Genomic DNA, 14,973 nt, shown 5'->3' on the forward strand with positions numbered 1-14,973 from the left:
GTTATCCTCCCTGGGTTGCTTGTAGAATGATAATTTTTTCGTTGCCCGACAGAGTAAGCTCTGCCCAGGCCGTGCGGGGCACAATGGCATTGTTGACCGCTACGGCTATGCCTTTCCGGTTGGCCATAGCCAGTTGAGCGAGAAGACTCTCGAGCGATGCCGTATCAGGCGTTTCTACGGATTGGTTATTGACGAATACAATCATGGAACCTGTGCTTCAGCGCATAGAAAAGCACAAGCCAGGGAGCGAACCGCGCGGATAAACCGGAAAAGAAGGCGAAAAAATAGGAGCAGGCCTACTGTAGCGCTACGCGCACAGAGCCACTACAGGAAACTATTGTCTCGCTTTTCCCTCCGCAGGTATTATCCTGTTCAGGTTCAAAGGGTGATCTCTCAGCCCGTACGGGCACCCCTAAAGCTTCGCTTTTCAGCAAGACAAATGTAGAAACGATTTTCAATAATCTATTTTTTGATGACTAATAAATTGGTAGAGATAGTAGTCTGTTGCTGGATAAGTAGCATTTACTGACTTGCTTATCACCAAAAAGGATAGGGAAGAATAAATAAACAGAGGGGGTATATAAACAATAGCCCCGACGTAGATGGTCGGGGCCGGGCACTGCTACACGAAGGTTGTGTTACTCGTCGTCATCCAGCTCGACGCCCGACTCCATAGCGGCTGCCTCGTCGTTCGTGGTGGCTGAGTCGAATTCATTGGAGTCGTAATCCGTTTGATCGAGGGTCTTGTCCTGAGGTTCCTGATTTTCCATAGCGCTCTTAACTGATTGATTGAAGGATCTGAACTTACTACCGGAACCCGGGCGCAGCACAAAAGTTGACCCAGGCCCTGCTAAAGTGAGGAAGAGGCAGGGAAGGGGGGCAGCTGGAACAAAACCCGATGTACTTACGCATCGATCCGCACCCGCGACAGGCGGATGTCGGAACGGTTGAACTGGCGCTGCATCTCGGCAAAGACCCAGTCGATGGCTTCGTCGGGGTCCGTGGCCGCAACGGATAAGTCTTCATTCAGCCGAAGCTGGTTTTTCATCTCGTCGAGCACATCGAAGACGACCCGGATTATCTGCTTTCTTTTCGTGACCATAACAAAAGGTGGCTAAACAGAGGGTTACGCAACCAGCAGGCTATACGGCAGCCTGACAAAACCGACGATGACCGCTCCTGTCAGATTTGTTCAGTATGTTGTTTATGGTCTAAAAGTAATCGCTTTTGTCTATACTTATATTATATATAATAAAAAAATATCATAGTGTTGCCTGATCGTGTGCCCGAGCATCAGGATCGGGCCAAAAGGACCAGCCGCGGGTTGTCGTTTTTTTGTCAGAATCGACTGTTCATGCGGGCGAAGATGGCGTCGATTTCCGGACGGGAGGCCATACGATTAGTTTCCGAAGTGCCATAGCCAATCTCGGTTGCGCCAGTCTGCAGCCCGTTCATCATGGCATCGGCAAAGTCGCCGACGGGTACGCCGAAGGTATGCAGCCCCGGCCCGCCCAGATCGGTGTTTACGGCCGGCGGTACCAGTTCAATAACCTCGATCGAGGTGTTGGCCAGTTGATGCCGCAGGGACATTGTGAACGAGTGCAGAGCTGCCTTGGTGGCGCTGTAGATCGGGGCAAACGCGCCCGGTACGAAGGCGAGCCCCGACGTTACGTTGATAATGGCCGATTGCGGGTGTTGCTTCAGATGCGGAATAAACAGCGTGGCCAGGTGCAGCGGAGCTTCCAGATTGATGGCAATTTCCTGCTGACTCTCGCGCCAGTCGTTCTGGCTGTCGGCCAGCTGCATCCGACGCTGAATACCCGCGTTGTTGATCAGGACATTAACCTGCGGAAAGTCGCTGCGAACCCAGTCGAGCAGTGCTATCCGTTCAGCCGCCTGGCCTACATCGCACTGGCGGGTGTGAAGCTGCGGGTGCTTTTGTTGGGCTTCCTGCAGCTTATCGGCGCGTCGGCCACAGACGATGACCTGGCTGCCTGCCTGAAGAAACCGCTCGGCCAGGGCCCAGCCAATGCCGGAGGCTCCGCCCGTAATCAGGACGGTGTTGTTTGACGTGTTCATGGGGTAGTAGTCTTTATGGAAAGACCACTACCCGGACTTTTTGTTTGGTCCTGTTACCCGGACCTATGTTACGTTTCCGGAATGCCAGCGACTGACTCCTCAACCCGGCTTCCGTTTGTCGAAAAACTGCCGCATGAACAGGAGCTGGTAGCTTATGGCGGTATTCCAGTATGTCCAGTTATGCCCGCCGGGTCGGGTAATGTAGTCGTGGGCTATATTACGCTCCAGGAGTTTGTCGTGCAGGTTGTTGTTGACCCGGAAAAAGAAATCGTCGGTGCCGCAGTCGATAATCAGCGAGAGTGAGCCGGGAGTTAGCAGATGAAGCAGGTTGATGACCGTATGCTGCTCCCAGCGGTCAGGAAACTGGGCGTATGGACCCAGGCGTTTGGCAATGTCCCAGTTGTTCGGAAACGGTCGGATGTCGACTCCGCCACTCATGCTGCCAGCGGCTCCGAAAACGTCCTGATGCCTGAACGCCAGGTACAGGCCGCCGTGTCCGCCCATACTCAGGCCCGTAATGGCCCGCCCCTGCCGGTCTTTTATGGTTTTATAATGGCTGTCGACCCAGGCTACCAGCTCGTTGGAGACGTAGGTTTCGTAGCGGAACGACGCATCGACGGGGCTATCGTAATACCAGCTGCCGTAGTTGCCGTCCGGGCAAACTACAATGATCCCGTTGGCGTCTACCGCCCGGCTCAGGGCGGGTGCTTTCTGAATCCAGTTGCTGTAGTTGCCGCTATAACCATGGAGCAGATAAACGACCGGAAACTCGGCGCCGGTGGTATAGGCGTCGGGCGTGATCACCACGGCCCTGATCGTTTTTTTCATCGATGGGCTGTAGGTGTCGACGGTATCGACTTTAGCGGCCCGGGCGTGGCCAGAAAACAGCAGAAAACAGAACAAAAGAAGTGCGCGGCTGACCGTCATGGGGGGAGGGGGTAAGGGTATAGAAATAGAGGTTGCGGTGTGAGGTTATGGCTGGCGGAGCTGCCGGTCAATCTCGGTGAGCAGGTAGGTTTTAGGGTCGCTGGAGTACTCCCAGAACATGACGCCCGCCAGCCCTTTTTTTCTCACATACCGGCACTTGGCTTTCACCGATTCTTCGTCGTCGTAGGAGACGAAGCGTTTCAGATCGGCATTATAGAGGTAAGGCGCTTTGGCTTTTCGGTCCCAGTAGCGTTTGTAGGCCGGGTTGGTCAGTAAGCTGTCTTTGATGAACGTGTAGCCACCGCCCCGTTCTACCTTGGCGATGGTTCTGGGTTGGATTTTGGGGTTGTCTTGCTGAAGCTGCCAGGCCCGCCCGTAGAAGGCAATTCCCAGCAGGAGTTTACTGGCAGGTACGCCCGCTTTCTGGTACGCCTGTACGGCCCGGTCGCCCGATTGTTCGTTAGGTACCTGGCCCGTCGGGAATAGGTTGGTATGGTGCCCGGCCAGTGGCCCGCCCGTATAATGGTCGTACGACATGATGTTGATGTAATCCAGATACTGCTGTGCCTGGCCCATGTCGGTATGGGTAAAGATGGCGTCGAAGCCGGGCAGGGCCGTGGTAACCAGATAGGGTTTGCCGGTCTGTTTCTGCAGATTGTTTAACTGGTCGCGCAGGGCTTTGAACAGCAGCGTAAAGTTTTGCCGGTCTTCGGGCCGAAAAACGTTGTCTTCGCCCTTCATACCCGGATACTCCCAGTCAATATCGACCCCATCGAGCTGGTATTGGCGCACGATGTCGACGGCCGAGGCTGCAAATGCTACGCGGGCGGTATCGCTCAGCACCGCATCGGAAAAATTCTCGCTCCACGACCAGCCGCCAATCGAGATCAGAATTTTCAGGTCGGGATTGCGCTGCTTGAGGTTGTTCAGTTTCCGGAAGTTGGTCGAGTCGGTAGCCAGGTTATGCAGCCAGGCGCGGTTATTTCGCACATCGACGAAGGCGTAGTTGATATGGGTCAGTTTTTCGACCGCAATCTGGTCGGTGTTGACCAGCCCCCGGAAGCCGCCAACGTAGGCCAGCACGATAGGTTTGGTTGTTGGGCCGGGGGCCAGACCTGCGCCAAGAAGCGCGCTGATGAACAGTAACGTGAGTACGTAAGAAGGGCGAAGCATACTGTGTGAGTTAGGGAAATGCCGGTTGCGGGCGGGCAAAAATGCGAATAAAATGGGTTGTCGCAATCACCCCCTCAACTTGTCCTGATCACACAGCAAGGGCCCTGGCGGGGATGGGTACCTTTGTCCAGCACAAAATCAAACAACAACTACTATGGCAACCAAAATTTTTGTGAACCTACCCGTTCGTGACCTGAATCGGTCGGTCGAGTTTTTTACGGGGGTCGGCTTCCGCTTCGACGCCCGCTTTTCGGACGAGAAAGCGGCCTGCATGATCATCAGCGACGACATTTTCGCCATGCTGCTGGTCGACAGTTTCTTTACAACTTTCACTCCTAAAGAACTGGCCGACACCTCTAAAACGACGGAAGTAATCGTGGCGTTGTCGGCCGATAGCCGCGAGCAGGTCGACACCCTGGTCGATCGGGCCATGGCTGGCGGAGCTACCCCCGCCGGGGAGCCTCACGATGAGAGCTTTATGTACTACCGGAGCTTCTTCGACCTCGACGGTCATCATTGGGAGGTAAACTACATGGAGATGCCGGAAGACGGGCAGGCGACCGAGTAAGGCATGTTGGTAAAGCAAAAAGACCAGCGTTGGGAAGTACACCGACGCTGGTCTTTTTTACGTTCCCGTAGCCGATGCCGGTTACGTATAGTGTGTATCGTTCCGGACTGGATCGGGCCAGCGGGATGGATTTATCCGCCGGCTTTTTTGGATTTATAGCCTTTATTAGTCAGCCAGGCCAGAACTTTGTCGCGGTGGTCGCCCTGAATCAGGATTTCGTCGTCTTTAGCGGAGCCGCCCGATCCGCAGGCTGCTTTGAGTTGTTTGCCCAGCTCGGCCAGGTCGGCTTCGCTGCCGATAAATTCCCGAACAGCCGTAACCACTTTGTTGCCCCCCAGCTTAACCAGCCATATTTTCAGGTTCTGCTGGGCGGGCGGCAGGGTTTCGGCCGGTGGTTGTTCATCGGCCTGGTAGTTGAAATCCGGGTTGGTCGAGTAGACAACCCCGGAGCGGTTTTTCTTGCTCATAGTACAAAACTAATCGGTTCTGCCGACAGCTTCTCTTCCATCTACCGGTCCCGTTTTGGTTTATAGCTCGAGCAATTGCCGCACGGTATCGCCATACGTGCTTCCTGTGGTTAGTTTCGTGCTTTTTTTATCGCTCATGGCCAGGAGGTACTTGCCGTCGAAATGGCGGTGGACTTCTGAGATCTTTTGCCGGTTAACCAGCACCGACCGGCTGACGCGCACGAATGTATCGGGTAGTTTTTCGGCCAGGGCCGTCAGGGTGTAGCTGGTCAGAAACTTCTGCCCGTCTACGGTCGACAGAAAAACGTATTTCTCTTCGGCTTCGAAGAAGGCAATGTCGGAGAGCGGCACGAGCCGGATTTTTTCGCCGGTTTTGACCGAGATAGAATAGATTTCTTTTTTGGGCTGCATCTGGGCCAGCAGGCGCATCACGCTTTCGGTCATCGGATTGCTTCGGCTCTCGGGCTCGTTCCGCTCGACCAGCGCCCGAATTTTCTGAGCGGTTCGGGCCAGCCGTTCGGCTTCGATCGGCTTGAGCAGGTAATCGACCGAGTTCTCCTCAAACGCCCGGATCGCGTACTGGTCATAGGCGGTGGCGAATATGACCATGGGCATGGCGGTGAGTTTGGAAAGCATCTCGAACCCATTGAGTAACGGCATTTCGATGTCCAGAAAAATAACGTCGGGTTGCCGGGTCTCGATAAGCGTCAGACCCTCGGCGCCGTTGGTTGCATCGCCAATAACGGTAAAGGTATCGCTGTGTTTATCCAATAGGCGTCGTAAGCGGCTGATAGCCAGTGGTTCGTCGTCGATGAGTAAGGTCTTGAGGGGAAATGGCATAAGGCTGGTGAAGCTAATCGGGAAATAAAAAGGGTAGGTGATTAGTGAACCTCCGATATGGAGAATGACGGGTCGTTATGGACAAGTTTTGCCATTTTTATGGACAGCAGCACCTGCTTGAGCGGCCAGTTCTGCAACTCCACCCGGGCGTCGTCGCCGTAGAGCAGTTTTAGTTTGTCCTGGATACTGCGCAAGCCGTAGCCGCCACTCATCTCGTCGGGAAAGGCCGGGCCGTTATCATGAACGCAAAGGTGTAACTCCCCCGTTTTTTCATAAATACGGACATCGATGCGGCCCGAATCGGCACGTTTGGCGATGCCATGTTTGATGGCGTTTTCGACGATGGGCTGGAGCAAAAACTGCGGTAGTTTAAGATCGATCAGGTTGGGTTCGGATACCTCAACGCTGAACGCCAGCCGGTTGCCGAACCGAACCTGCTCCACTTTGAGGTACGTTCGGACCATCTCGAGTTCATCGGCCAGGCTGGCAAACAACTCGCCTTCGCGCCCCGTCGAATAGCGGAACAGTTTGGAGAGCAGCAACGTCATTTCTTCGGCTTTGTCGGGGTCGTCATGAACCAGGCTGGCAATGCTGTTGAGCGCGTTGTAGAGAAAATGGGGGTTGATCTTGGCCTGCAGGGCATCCAGTTCGGCGCGGGTTTTCAGTTTTTCCATGTTCAGGAGCTGGAACTCCTGTTCGGAGAGCTTGCGGGTCAGCTGCCGGCCCTGTTGCAGCACGTATAAGAAAACGTTGGCTATCAGGACATCCGCTATCAGATAGATGTGCCAGGGCGCGTTGGTATTATTGTAATCGGGACGTTTGCTCAGTTCGGTGAGGACCTCTCTTCCTAACCAGTAATAGATAACGGTACTAATAGTCATGACCGAAGCCAATACCGCAATACTCACGATCAGGTGCCGTTTCCAGACTGTAGTAAACCGACGGGTGAGCCAGCCCAGCAAGCCCCAGGTAACCAGAAAGGTAGCGATGCCATCGGCAATATTCTGGGCGATCACAAACCGGTACAGGTCGGCAATACAGTCGTCGGTAGCCGTAGCAATCAGGTTGGTGAAGTAAATGATCCCGCTGGCTCCGTACACCAGCAGGGCCCCCAAAATCATACCGATCAGGGTTCCCCAACCGGGTTTCTGCAGGATGGTGGTGAGCGTAATGGGCTCCCGGCGCGGATTGGGCTGGTACGAACTTCGGCCCGAAAAGTTGAACGAAGCGCCTTCTACGTTGGCACTGGTGAGGTCAACCTGCTGAAGTTCGCAGTAGTTCAGGTTAGCTTCGTAGAGGTCTGCGTCGGTAAAGTCTGCGCCGGTCAGGTTGGAGAAGCTTAGGTTAGCGTTGCGAAGGACAGTTCCTCTGAAATTGGCCCGGGTCAGGTTAGAAAAGCTCAGGTCGGCCCCCGTCATGTCGAGGCCGCTAAAGTCGAAATTAGCCAGATCGGACCCGCGCAGCTTGAGCCGCTTGCCATTTCTGCCAATCGTACCGATAAGTTGTTCGCGGGTCATAGGTTGGAAGATAGTCTTCGGTTGTTCATACTCAGAAAGGGGGTGTATCGCATTTCATAATGATAGCGTGGCAGGCTAGATCCTGGAAACTGGTTGCTCAGCAGGCAGGGGGCTGGCTGACACTCCTGTCGGAATGAGGTTGCTGGCCGGTCTAAAAATAGTCTATTTTCGGTGGCCTGCTTCGGCCCGGTTTGCCCGAAGTACCGATAGGATCGACGCAGGAAGAGGGTTCCGGCCGGAAAGTAATAAAGAATACCGGCGGATACGAAATTGACCAGGTTCATGAAAAGCACGGCGTATAGTCGGTTTGTGCAGGTCTCGACAGTCATAAAACTACTTCATGGTCAGCCGGCAGCGGAGTCTTTTCTGACGAACGCCCGAATGCCGGGAGTGAAATCAGTTAGGGTGCTGACGAAGTTATTTCGTAGTATTGGCTACAAAACCAATTTGCCGCCCATGACGACCGCCCGAGATACCATGCTTGCCCGCATCCGGCAGAACAAGCCGGAGCCTTTACCGCTTCCCGATGTACCAACCTTCGTGAACGAAGCCGACGATCTGAGCGACCGGTTCGAGAAAGCGCTGGCTTTTGTGGGCGGTCAACTGGCCGATCTTCAGGCCACCCCGGCCTCGCTGGTTGGTTTTCTGCAAAAAACCTTTCCAGACGCTCAGCGGATTGCCTCATCGGTGCCTTTGCCGGGGCTGGCTCTGGTACCGGTTGGGCCAGATACCGACAAACAGGTGCTCGAACAGATTGACGTGGCCGTTTTACGGGGCGATTTTGCCGTTGCGGAGAACGCGGCCATCTGGGTACCGGAGGCCTCAATGCTGCACCGGGCTTTGCCGTTCATTACCCAGTACCTGGTGCTGGTGGTTGACCGCGACGCGCTCGTTCCCAACATGCACGTAGCCTACGAACGCCTTGACCGGTCCCGGCTCACCTACGGAACATTTATTGCCGGCCCATCGAAGACCGCCGATATCGAACAGTCGCTGGTCATTGGAGCGCACGGCGCCCGGAGTCTGACCGTCGTGTTACCCGAATAACCGGGCGACTTAACATTTACCTAATCCAGTTGTTACTGTCGTAGTATTAACCCTGACTTCTTTGACAACGACGTTGATTACGTTCGATTTAACCCTGGGTCGGCTTCGCCCCTGGCGCGAGGGCGACGAAGATTCGCTAACACACCACGCCAGTAACCGGCGTATCTGGAACAATGTCCGTGACTTTTTCCCGTACCCATACACGCCCCGCGATGCGCATTCGTGGGTTCGGTCCAACAAATCGTACCAGCAGCCCAACAATCTGGCGGTTGAAGTTGACGGACAGGCGGTTGGGAATATCGGGTTTACGGTAAAAGATGATATTTACCGCTACAACGCCGAGATCGGCTACTGGCTCAGCGAAGAATACTGGGGGCGGGGCATCATGACCGAGGCCGTGCCGATCATGACCGATTACATCTTCAGTAATTTTCAGGTCAATCGAATCTTTGCCTGCGTGCTGGAAGGCAATATAGGCTCTATGCGGGTGCTGGAGTCGGCCGGGTACCGGCACGAAGCAATCCATAAGAAAGCCGCCGTCAAGAACAACCAGTACCTGGATGAGCATGTCTTTGCCATCCTGCGGGCTGAACGGGCGTAAGTGCCTGTGGGCTGGGGCCTGGAGCCTGGGGTACGGTCTACTTCCCCAGGCTCCGGGCCCGCTGCTTTTTCCCCTTTGCTTTTTTTGTGGTTATTTTGCCAAAACATTACCGCTTCGGCGGGTTCTTATTACATGCCGAAGATAGTTATCGCGATTGACGGGTATTCGAGCTGTGGCAAAAGTACCACCGCTAAAGCTGTGGCCGCCCGCATGGGCTACGGCTATATTGATACCGGGGCTATGTACCGGGCTGTAAGCCTGTTCTTCACGCAGGAACGTATTGCGCTTTCCAACCATAAAGAAGTAGTAGCTGCCCTCGACAGAGTTCATATCACCTTCAACCACAACCCTCGTACCGGCAAGAACGAGACGTGCCTGAACGGCCTCAACGTAGAAGGAGAGATTCGGACCATGTATATCTCAAACATTGTCAGCGAGGTAAGCGCCATCCCCGAAGTGCGCTGGGCCATGGTCGCTCAGCAGCAGAAAATGGGTCGTAAACGAGGTGTGGTCATGGATGGCCGGGATATCGGAACCAAGGTATTTCCCGATGCAGAGGTAAAGGTGTTCATGACGGCAGATACCTACATCAGGGCCAAACGCCGACAACAGGAGCTGCTTGAAAAAGGCGACATGGTCAACCTTGACGATATCATTAAAAATATTGAGAAGCGCGACCTGATTGATACGACCCGCTTAGAAAGTCCACTCATGCAGGCACCTGATGCGGCCCTGCTGGATACATCGCACATGACCATCGAAGAGCAGGTCGACTGGGTCATCGAGCAGGCCGACCGACGCCTGTCTGAACTCCATCGGCAGAAAGCAATAAAGTGAGCCAGTAAGAATGTGTAGGGGAGAATGAATAATGTATAATAAATAAGTATTCATCATTCATCATTCATCATTCATCATTCATCATTCATCATTCATCATTCCTTCTAAATGACCGTCGACTTTCTGATAGTGGGGCAGGGAGTAGCTGGGTCGGTGCTGGCCTGGACACTCGATCAGCGGGGTTGCTCGGTGCTGCTCGCTGATGATCCGGCTTTACCATCGGCGTCGGGCGTGGCGGCTGGTATTGTCAACCCGCTCACGGGCCGTAAACTCGTTCGCACCTGGAAAGCAGATGAATTGTTTCCTTTTTTGCACCAGTATTATACAGGTATCGAAGATGAACTGGGCGTGCGGTTTTTTCATCCTAAAACCATCTATCGTCCGTTTCGCTCCGAAGCCGAAAAAGCTGATTACCTCGCTCTGATCAACGACCCGACGGCTCACGCTTACGCAGAGGAATCGACTGACAATCAGGTTTATGGCGAGTATATCAACAACCCTTATGGTGGGTTGGATGTACACCAGGCCGGATGGGTCGATTTAACTGAGTTTGTCCGGTTGATAAAAGGTTATTTTGTTAGAAAAAATCAATATTATGAAGGTCGTGTTGGTGTTAATGATCTGATTATTAAAGAAGATAGCGTAAAGTGGAACGGCATTTCTATTAATAAAGTCATATTCTGCGATGGGGTGCAGGCCCGTGAGAATTCGTTATTTGGCTACTTACCCTACAATCCTGTTAAAGGGCAGATTCTGACGGCGGTCATCGAAAATTATCCTATTACGGCTATAGTTAATCAAGGAGTTTTCATCCTGCCCGTTCGTCCGGGATTGGTCCGTATCGGGGCTACTTATTCATGGCATGATCTCGATTGGCAAACAACCGATGACGGTCGATCGTTTTTAGAGTCGAAAGTAAAGCCAGTCCTGCGGGTACCGTATCAGATTGTGGCGCAGCAGGCCGGTATTCGACCATCTACCAAAGACCGGCGGCCGTTTGTTGGGATGCACCCTGAACATCCGGCCGTGGGGGTTTTTGGCGGTATGGGAACCAAGGGCGTATCGCTGGCTCCCTACCTGGCCGAAGACTTTGCGCGGCACCTGCTCGATGGTGAAGAATTAGAACCGGAAGCGAATATTAGCCGCTGTGTATCGTTATACAGTCACGGTTGATTAGTTTTCAGTTTCAGAGCGGTAACCAGCATCTTTATCAGTTCGTTTACCGTATACTGAATACCGAAAACCGGTAGCCAACGTCTATACTATTTCGTTATGCGGAACCATTACATACTGCTGTTGGGCTTGTGGCTGGGAGGGCTGAGCGCAGCCGTGGCGCAAAATTATCCGTCGCTCGAGCGGTTCGGTAAAAACCGGATTCAGTACCGGAACTTCGACTGGAAAATTGTTCGGACATCGAACTTCGAAATCTACTATTACCAGGACGGCACTCAGATCGCTAACCTGACGGCCCAGTATGCCGAGTCGGAGTTTGACCGAATCACCGAACTGCTGGGCTATACCCCCTATAACCGTATCAAAATTTTCCTGTTCAACTCCCCGCAGGAGCTGGCACAGAGTAACATTGGTCTCAACGCACAGTCGGGATTGAGCGGTCGTGATCTCGACTTGTCGAAGTCGCGGGTAGAGCTGGCCTTTACGGGCGATCAGATCAGCTTCCGCCGGCAGATTATCCGCGACATCTCCATGCTGTTTGTTTACGACATGCTGTACGGGGGGAGTCTGAAAGATGCGTTACAAAGCTCGCTGCTGCTGACGCTGCCTGACTGGTTCATGCCGGGGGTGGCGTCGTATATTGCCGAAGGCAACAGCGTAGAGCTCGACGACTACATGCGCGACGTATCGCTGACCCGACCCGTCAAGAAACCGTCGCTCCTCTCCGGGGCCGAGGCCGAACGGGTAGGCCATTCCATCTGGAACTACATCGTGCAGAAATACGGGCGCGATAACGTATCCAATATTCTGAACCTGACCCGCATTATCCGGAACGAACAAAGCAGTATTGCCAGCACCCTCGGCGTACCCTACAACCGGTTTCTGCGCGAATGGCGCGAATATTATGCCGGTATGGCCGGGAGCGTATCGCAGTCGTACCAGGCTGGCTCCGACGATTTTCGACTCAATGTCAGCTCGGCCGACGAAAAATCATCGCTGGTCAGTTTGAAGATCAGCCCCGATAACCAGTTTGTTGCCTATACCGTCCTGCGGGATGGGAAATTCGACGTAGAGGTTGTCAATACGACGAACCGAAAAAAGACAACCGTACTGTCGGGTGGGTACCGGCTCGATGGGCAGTCGACCCGGACCAGTACGCCCCTGGTGGCCTGGCAGAAAGACAACAATCTGCTGGTACTGACCGACGAGCTGGGCCGTACTAACCTCTACCAGTTTTCTAACCTGGAAAAGCGGCCCAAGCAGGAATTCAGACGCACCGTGAACGGCTTAACGCAGGTTGTCTGGATGGACGCGTCAGAAGATGGCAGCAGCCTCATCATGAGCGCCGACCGGAAAGGGCAGAATGACCTGTTCTTATACAGTATCAACCGCGGATCTTATCAGCAGATCACAAACGACCTCTACGACGATCTGTATCCGCAGTTTGTTGGGCGCACGGCCCGGCAGGTTGTGTTCAGCTCCAACCGCCAGCTCGACACGCTGGGGGTTGACAAAGGAAGCTACAAGACCATCCGCGATCGGCTTACCCTGTTCAGCCACGAAGGAAACGCCCGTAACCTTTCGGTGCAGCGGCTGACCGATTCGCTGACTCATGCCGTGAACCCCGTTCCGGCCGATGAAACAACAATTTATTACCTGAACGATGCCAACGGTGTCCGCAATCTGTACCGGTATAACACCGAAACGCGTACGGCCCGGCAGGTAACCGCTTTCCCGCAGAGTATCCGACTGTATGACCTCAACCCAGCCACGGGTGGCTTCGTTTATAGCACCCTGCAGGATGGCGATGAGTACATTGGATTCCGCTCCAAACTAAACCTGACCCAAACGGCTCAGGCTCCGCTTACCCCGCGGGTAGCGACGCTCAATCGTACGAATCCATCGGCTTCAGTTCGGGCCGAGCAGCTGCGCACCGATACCACCCGACGGGCCGGTGCCGTGTCGGGCGATTCGGTAGCCGCCCGGCAGGCCGATACGGTACGTCCTGAACCGGCGCGGCAGCTGGCACTGGAACCTGGTGAAGTAGATACCGATAACTACCAGTTCGACCCCGAGGTGCTGAAGGCGGCCGAATACCGCCAGCGCCGAACAGTGGGACTAACTCCCAGTATTGCCACCGCTCCTCCGCGTAATCGTCGGCGCGAAAACATTACCATTCGTGGGCCGTATGCCTACAAAGGAATGTTCACTATCAACGATGCTACCTCAAACTGGCGCATCGATCCGATTCGGGGCTTTGGCTTCGCGCAGGACGTAACCTTAACCGACCTGCTCGAAAATCACGTGCTTCGGGCGGGTGGTTTCATCACAACGACTCTACGAAACAGTGATCTCTTCGCGGAGTACACCAATCAGACGAACCGCATCGATTACGGCGCCCGGGTTGATCGGCAGACCCTGTTCATTGATCAGCTGGGCCTGACTCAGAAATACCGGTACAACCGCATAGCCGTGTCGGCTTCTTATCCGATTTCGGTAAACAGCCGGGTTACTATCTCGCCTTTTTACGCCATTACCCGGCTGATTGATCTAACCACGTTCGCCGAACCTGACCGCGTATCGGACTATGCCGGTCTGCGGGGTGAGTTTGTGTTCGATAATACAAAAGTCAACGGTATGAATATGACCGTGGGCACCCGTATGAAACTCCGTTTCGAAGAATATGGTGGCTTACGGGCCGCTTCGCAGGGGTTCCGTCGGCTGTCGCTCGATCTGCGTCACTACCAGAAAATACACCGGGACCTGATTTTGGCCGCCCGTTTTGCGTTCAGTCAGTCGGGCGGACCATCGCCGAAGCAGAGTACGCTGGGCGGAATGGAAAACTGGATCGGAGCGAACCAGAAGGATGCTATCGTCAATAACCCATTACGGGTGCCCAACACGCTGGCCAACGAAATTCCGTATGATTACCGTGATGTGTTCTTTCTGGATTTCGCGGCTCCGCTGCGGGGGTTCCGGCAGGGCAAACTGACGGGTAATAGCTACATGCTGTTTAACGCAGAACTGCGGCTTCCGCTGATCCGGTACCTGTATCGGGGTAATATTACATCGAACTTCCTGCGGAACCTGCAGTTGGTGGCCTTTACCGATATCGGTACCGCCTGGACGGGTAGTGGGCCGTTCAGCCAGCAGAATAGTCTGAATACGGAAAATGTAGGAGGAGGAAATATCCCGTTCCGGGCTAAGGTCACTAACTTCAAAAATCCATTCCTGATTGGTTACGGCGCTGGTGCCCGAACCATGTTGTTCGGCTACTTCGTCAAGTTTGATTACGGCTGGGGGCTGGAAGATAAAACGGTCACCAAGCCCATCGCCTACTTAACGCTTGGCTACGACTTCTAGGAGAAACTACTCGCAACTGATTACCGGAGCTGCTCTTGAAAGGGGCAGCTCTTTTTTTTAGGTCAAATTGTCGAGTCCGAACTATTTTACTCTGTTGAGTAGCTATATTTGTCGGCCGATTATGTTGATAAGCCTCTCAGGACATACTTATCCGGCTCCCATTTTCTCGTATCCTCTCTTATCGACCTGCCTGCTGGGCTGCTTTATTGTCAAATAGAGTGAGCCGTCATGCATAATCTGGCGTGCTGAATAAATTAGTCACACCGGGCAGGTTACATTACACTTGGCATAGTTTTCGCTAAACCCGGCGGGTTGCTCCTGTATCCGTATTGGAGTAACCCGGCAAGGATCAGACTGCCCTTACTTACTCCAACCACTATA

The 14,973-nt window shown here is 53.9% G+C and carries 15 protein-coding genes and 1 riboswitch; of the genes, 6 read left to right on the plus strand and 9 right to left on the minus strand.

Annotated elements, in window-relative coordinates:
- Position 1: 1 nt before the first annotated feature.
- The 6 genes from thiS to FBR45_RS03810 form a co-directional block, all read right to left on the minus strand.
- Entirely contained in the window at positions 2-205 is a 204-nt protein-coding gene (gene thiS / locus FBR45_RS03790; protein ID WP_138499465.1) for a sulfur carrier protein ThiS, read from the minus strand.
- 127 nt (positions 206-332) lie between these two features.
- A riboswitch (TPP riboswitch) is annotated at positions 333-424 on the minus strand.
- A 214-nt stretch (positions 425-638) separates the two neighbouring features.
- On the minus strand, positions 639-770 hold the full coding sequence (locus tag FBR45_RS26725; RefSeq protein WP_262709516.1) for a hypothetical protein: 132 nt from the start codon (positions 768-770) through the stop codon (positions 639-641).
- A gap of 134 nt (positions 771-904) precedes the next feature.
- A complete protein-coding gene (locus tag FBR45_RS03795; RefSeq protein ID WP_077924033.1) occupies positions 905-1,102 on the minus strand; it encodes a hypothetical protein in 198 nt (65 codons plus the stop codon).
- 236 nt (positions 1,103-1,338) lie between these two features.
- A complete protein-coding gene (locus tag FBR45_RS03800; protein WP_138499466.1) occupies positions 1,339-2,079 on the minus strand; it encodes an SDR family oxidoreductase in 741 nt (246 codons plus the stop codon).
- A gap of 99 nt (positions 2,080-2,178) precedes the next feature.
- Positions 2,179-3,006 carry an alpha/beta hydrolase gene (locus tag FBR45_RS03805; protein ID WP_138499467.1) on the minus strand — a complete coding sequence of 276 codons (828 nt, stop codon included), beginning with the start codon at positions 3,004-3,006 and terminating at the stop codon, positions 2,179-2,181.
- A gap of 45 nt (positions 3,007-3,051) precedes the next feature.
- Complete coding sequence (locus tag FBR45_RS03810) at positions 3,052-4,179, minus strand: glycoside hydrolase family 18 protein (RefSeq protein WP_138499468.1); 1,128 nt, start codon at positions 4,177-4,179, stop codon at positions 3,052-3,054.
- A 154-nt stretch (positions 4,180-4,333) separates the two neighbouring features.
- Between FBR45_RS03810 and FBR45_RS03815 the strand changes: the two genes are divergently transcribed.
- On the plus strand, positions 4,334-4,747 hold the full coding sequence (locus FBR45_RS03815) for a VOC family protein (RefSeq protein ID WP_138499469.1): 414 nt from the start codon (positions 4,334-4,336) through the stop codon (positions 4,745-4,747).
- 131 nt (positions 4,748-4,878) lie between these two features.
- Here the strand turns inward: FBR45_RS03815 and FBR45_RS03820 are convergent, their stop codons facing one another.
- From FBR45_RS03820 to FBR45_RS03830, 3 genes are read right to left on the minus strand one after another with little or no spacing between them, the layout of a single operon-like run.
- A complete protein-coding gene (locus tag FBR45_RS03820) occupies positions 4,879-5,214 on the minus strand; it encodes a translation initiation factor (RefSeq protein ID WP_138499470.1) in 336 nt (111 codons plus the stop codon).
- Between the two features lie 60 nt (positions 5,215-5,274).
- Positions 5,275-6,054 (minus strand): LytR/AlgR family response regulator transcription factor, encoded by a 780-nt coding sequence (locus tag FBR45_RS03825; protein ID WP_138499471.1) that lies wholly within the window; start codon positions 6,052-6,054, stop codon positions 5,275-5,277.
- Positions 6,055-6,095: 41 nt separating this feature from the next.
- Positions 6,096-7,571: a histidine kinase gene (locus FBR45_RS03830; RefSeq protein WP_138499472.1), complete on the minus strand. Its 1,476-nt coding sequence runs from the start codon at positions 7,569-7,571 to the stop codon at positions 6,096-6,098.
- Positions 7,572-8,027: 456 nt separating this feature from the next.
- Between FBR45_RS03830 and FBR45_RS03835 the strand changes: the two genes are divergently transcribed.
- The 5 genes from FBR45_RS03835 to FBR45_RS03855 all read left to right on the plus strand — a co-directional run bounded on the left by FBR45_RS03835 (position 8,028) and on the right by FBR45_RS03855 (position 14,592).
- Entirely contained in the window at positions 8,028-8,618 is a 591-nt protein-coding gene (locus tag FBR45_RS03835) for a LutC/YkgG family protein (protein WP_138499474.1), read from the plus strand.
- 61 nt (positions 8,619-8,679) lie between these two features.
- On the plus strand, positions 8,680-9,219 hold the full coding sequence (locus FBR45_RS03840; RefSeq protein WP_246082096.1) for a GNAT family N-acetyltransferase: 540 nt from the start codon (positions 8,680-8,682) through the stop codon (positions 9,217-9,219).
- Positions 9,220-9,351: 132 nt separating this feature from the next.
- Complete coding sequence (gene cmk, locus FBR45_RS03845; RefSeq protein WP_138499476.1) at positions 9,352-10,056, plus strand: (d)CMP kinase; 705 nt, start codon at positions 9,352-9,354, stop codon at positions 10,054-10,056.
- Between the two features lie 108 nt (positions 10,057-10,164).
- Complete coding sequence (locus tag FBR45_RS03850) at positions 10,165-11,229, plus strand: NAD(P)/FAD-dependent oxidoreductase (RefSeq protein WP_138499478.1); 1,065 nt, start codon at positions 10,165-10,167, stop codon at positions 11,227-11,229.
- Positions 11,230-11,328: 99 nt separating this feature from the next.
- Positions 11,329-14,592, plus strand: coding sequence for a hypothetical protein (locus FBR45_RS03855; protein ID WP_138499479.1), 3,264 nt, complete (start codon positions 11,329-11,331; stop codon positions 14,590-14,592).
- Positions 14,593-14,973: the final 381 nt, after the last annotated feature.

The sequence above is a fragment of the Spirosoma lacussanchae genome, assembly GCF_005870035.1.
Taxonomy (GTDB): Bacteria; Bacteroidota; Bacteroidia; order Cytophagales; family Spirosomataceae; genus Spirosoma; species Spirosoma lacussanchae.

Excerpts from the sequence above, each read along its gene's own strand:
- thiS (WP_138499465.1), bottom strand. The coding sequence starts at position 205 with ATGATTGTATTCGTCAATAACCAATCCGTAGAAACGCCTGATACGGCA.
- FBR45_RS26725 (WP_262709516.1), bottom strand. The coding sequence starts at position 770 with ATGGAAAATCAGGAACCTCAGGACAAGACCCTCGATCAAACGGATTAC.
- FBR45_RS03795 (WP_077924033.1), bottom strand. The coding sequence starts at position 1,102 with ATGGTCACGAAAAGAAAGCAGATAATCCGGGTCGTCTTCGATGTGCTC.
- FBR45_RS03800 (WP_138499466.1), bottom strand. The coding sequence starts at position 2,079 with ATGAACACGTCAAACAACACCGTCCTGATTACGGGCGGAGCCTCCGGC.
- FBR45_RS03805 (WP_138499467.1), bottom strand. The coding sequence starts at position 3,006 with ATGACGGTCAGCCGCGCACTTCTTTTGTTCTGTTTTCTGCTGTTTTCT.
- FBR45_RS03810 (WP_138499468.1), bottom strand. The coding sequence starts at position 4,179 with ATGCTTCGCCCTTCTTACGTACTCACGTTACTGTTCATCAGCGCGCTT.
- FBR45_RS03815 (WP_138499469.1), top strand. The coding sequence starts at position 4,334 with ATGGCAACCAAAATTTTTGTGAACCTACCCGTTCGTGACCTGAATCGG.
- FBR45_RS03820 (WP_138499470.1), bottom strand. The coding sequence starts at position 5,214 with ATGAGCAAGAAAAACCGCTCCGGGGTTGTCTACTCGACCAACCCGGAT.
- FBR45_RS03825 (WP_138499471.1), bottom strand. The coding sequence starts at position 6,054 with ATGCCATTTCCCCTCAAGACCTTACTCATCGACGACGAACCACTGGCT.
- FBR45_RS03830 (WP_138499472.1), bottom strand. The coding sequence starts at position 7,571 with ATGACCCGCGAACAACTTATCGGTACGATTGGCAGAAATGGCAAGCGG.
- FBR45_RS03835 (WP_138499474.1), top strand. The coding sequence starts at position 8,028 with ATGACGACCGCCCGAGATACCATGCTTGCCCGCATCCGGCAGAACAAG.
- cmk (WP_138499476.1), top strand. The coding sequence starts at position 9,352 with ATGCCGAAGATAGTTATCGCGATTGACGGGTATTCGAGCTGTGGCAAA.
- FBR45_RS03850 (WP_138499478.1), top strand. The coding sequence starts at position 10,165 with ATGACCGTCGACTTTCTGATAGTGGGGCAGGGAGTAGCTGGGTCGGTG.
- FBR45_RS03855 (WP_138499479.1), top strand. The coding sequence starts at position 11,329 with ATGCGGAACCATTACATACTGCTGTTGGGCTTGTGGCTGGGAGGGCTG.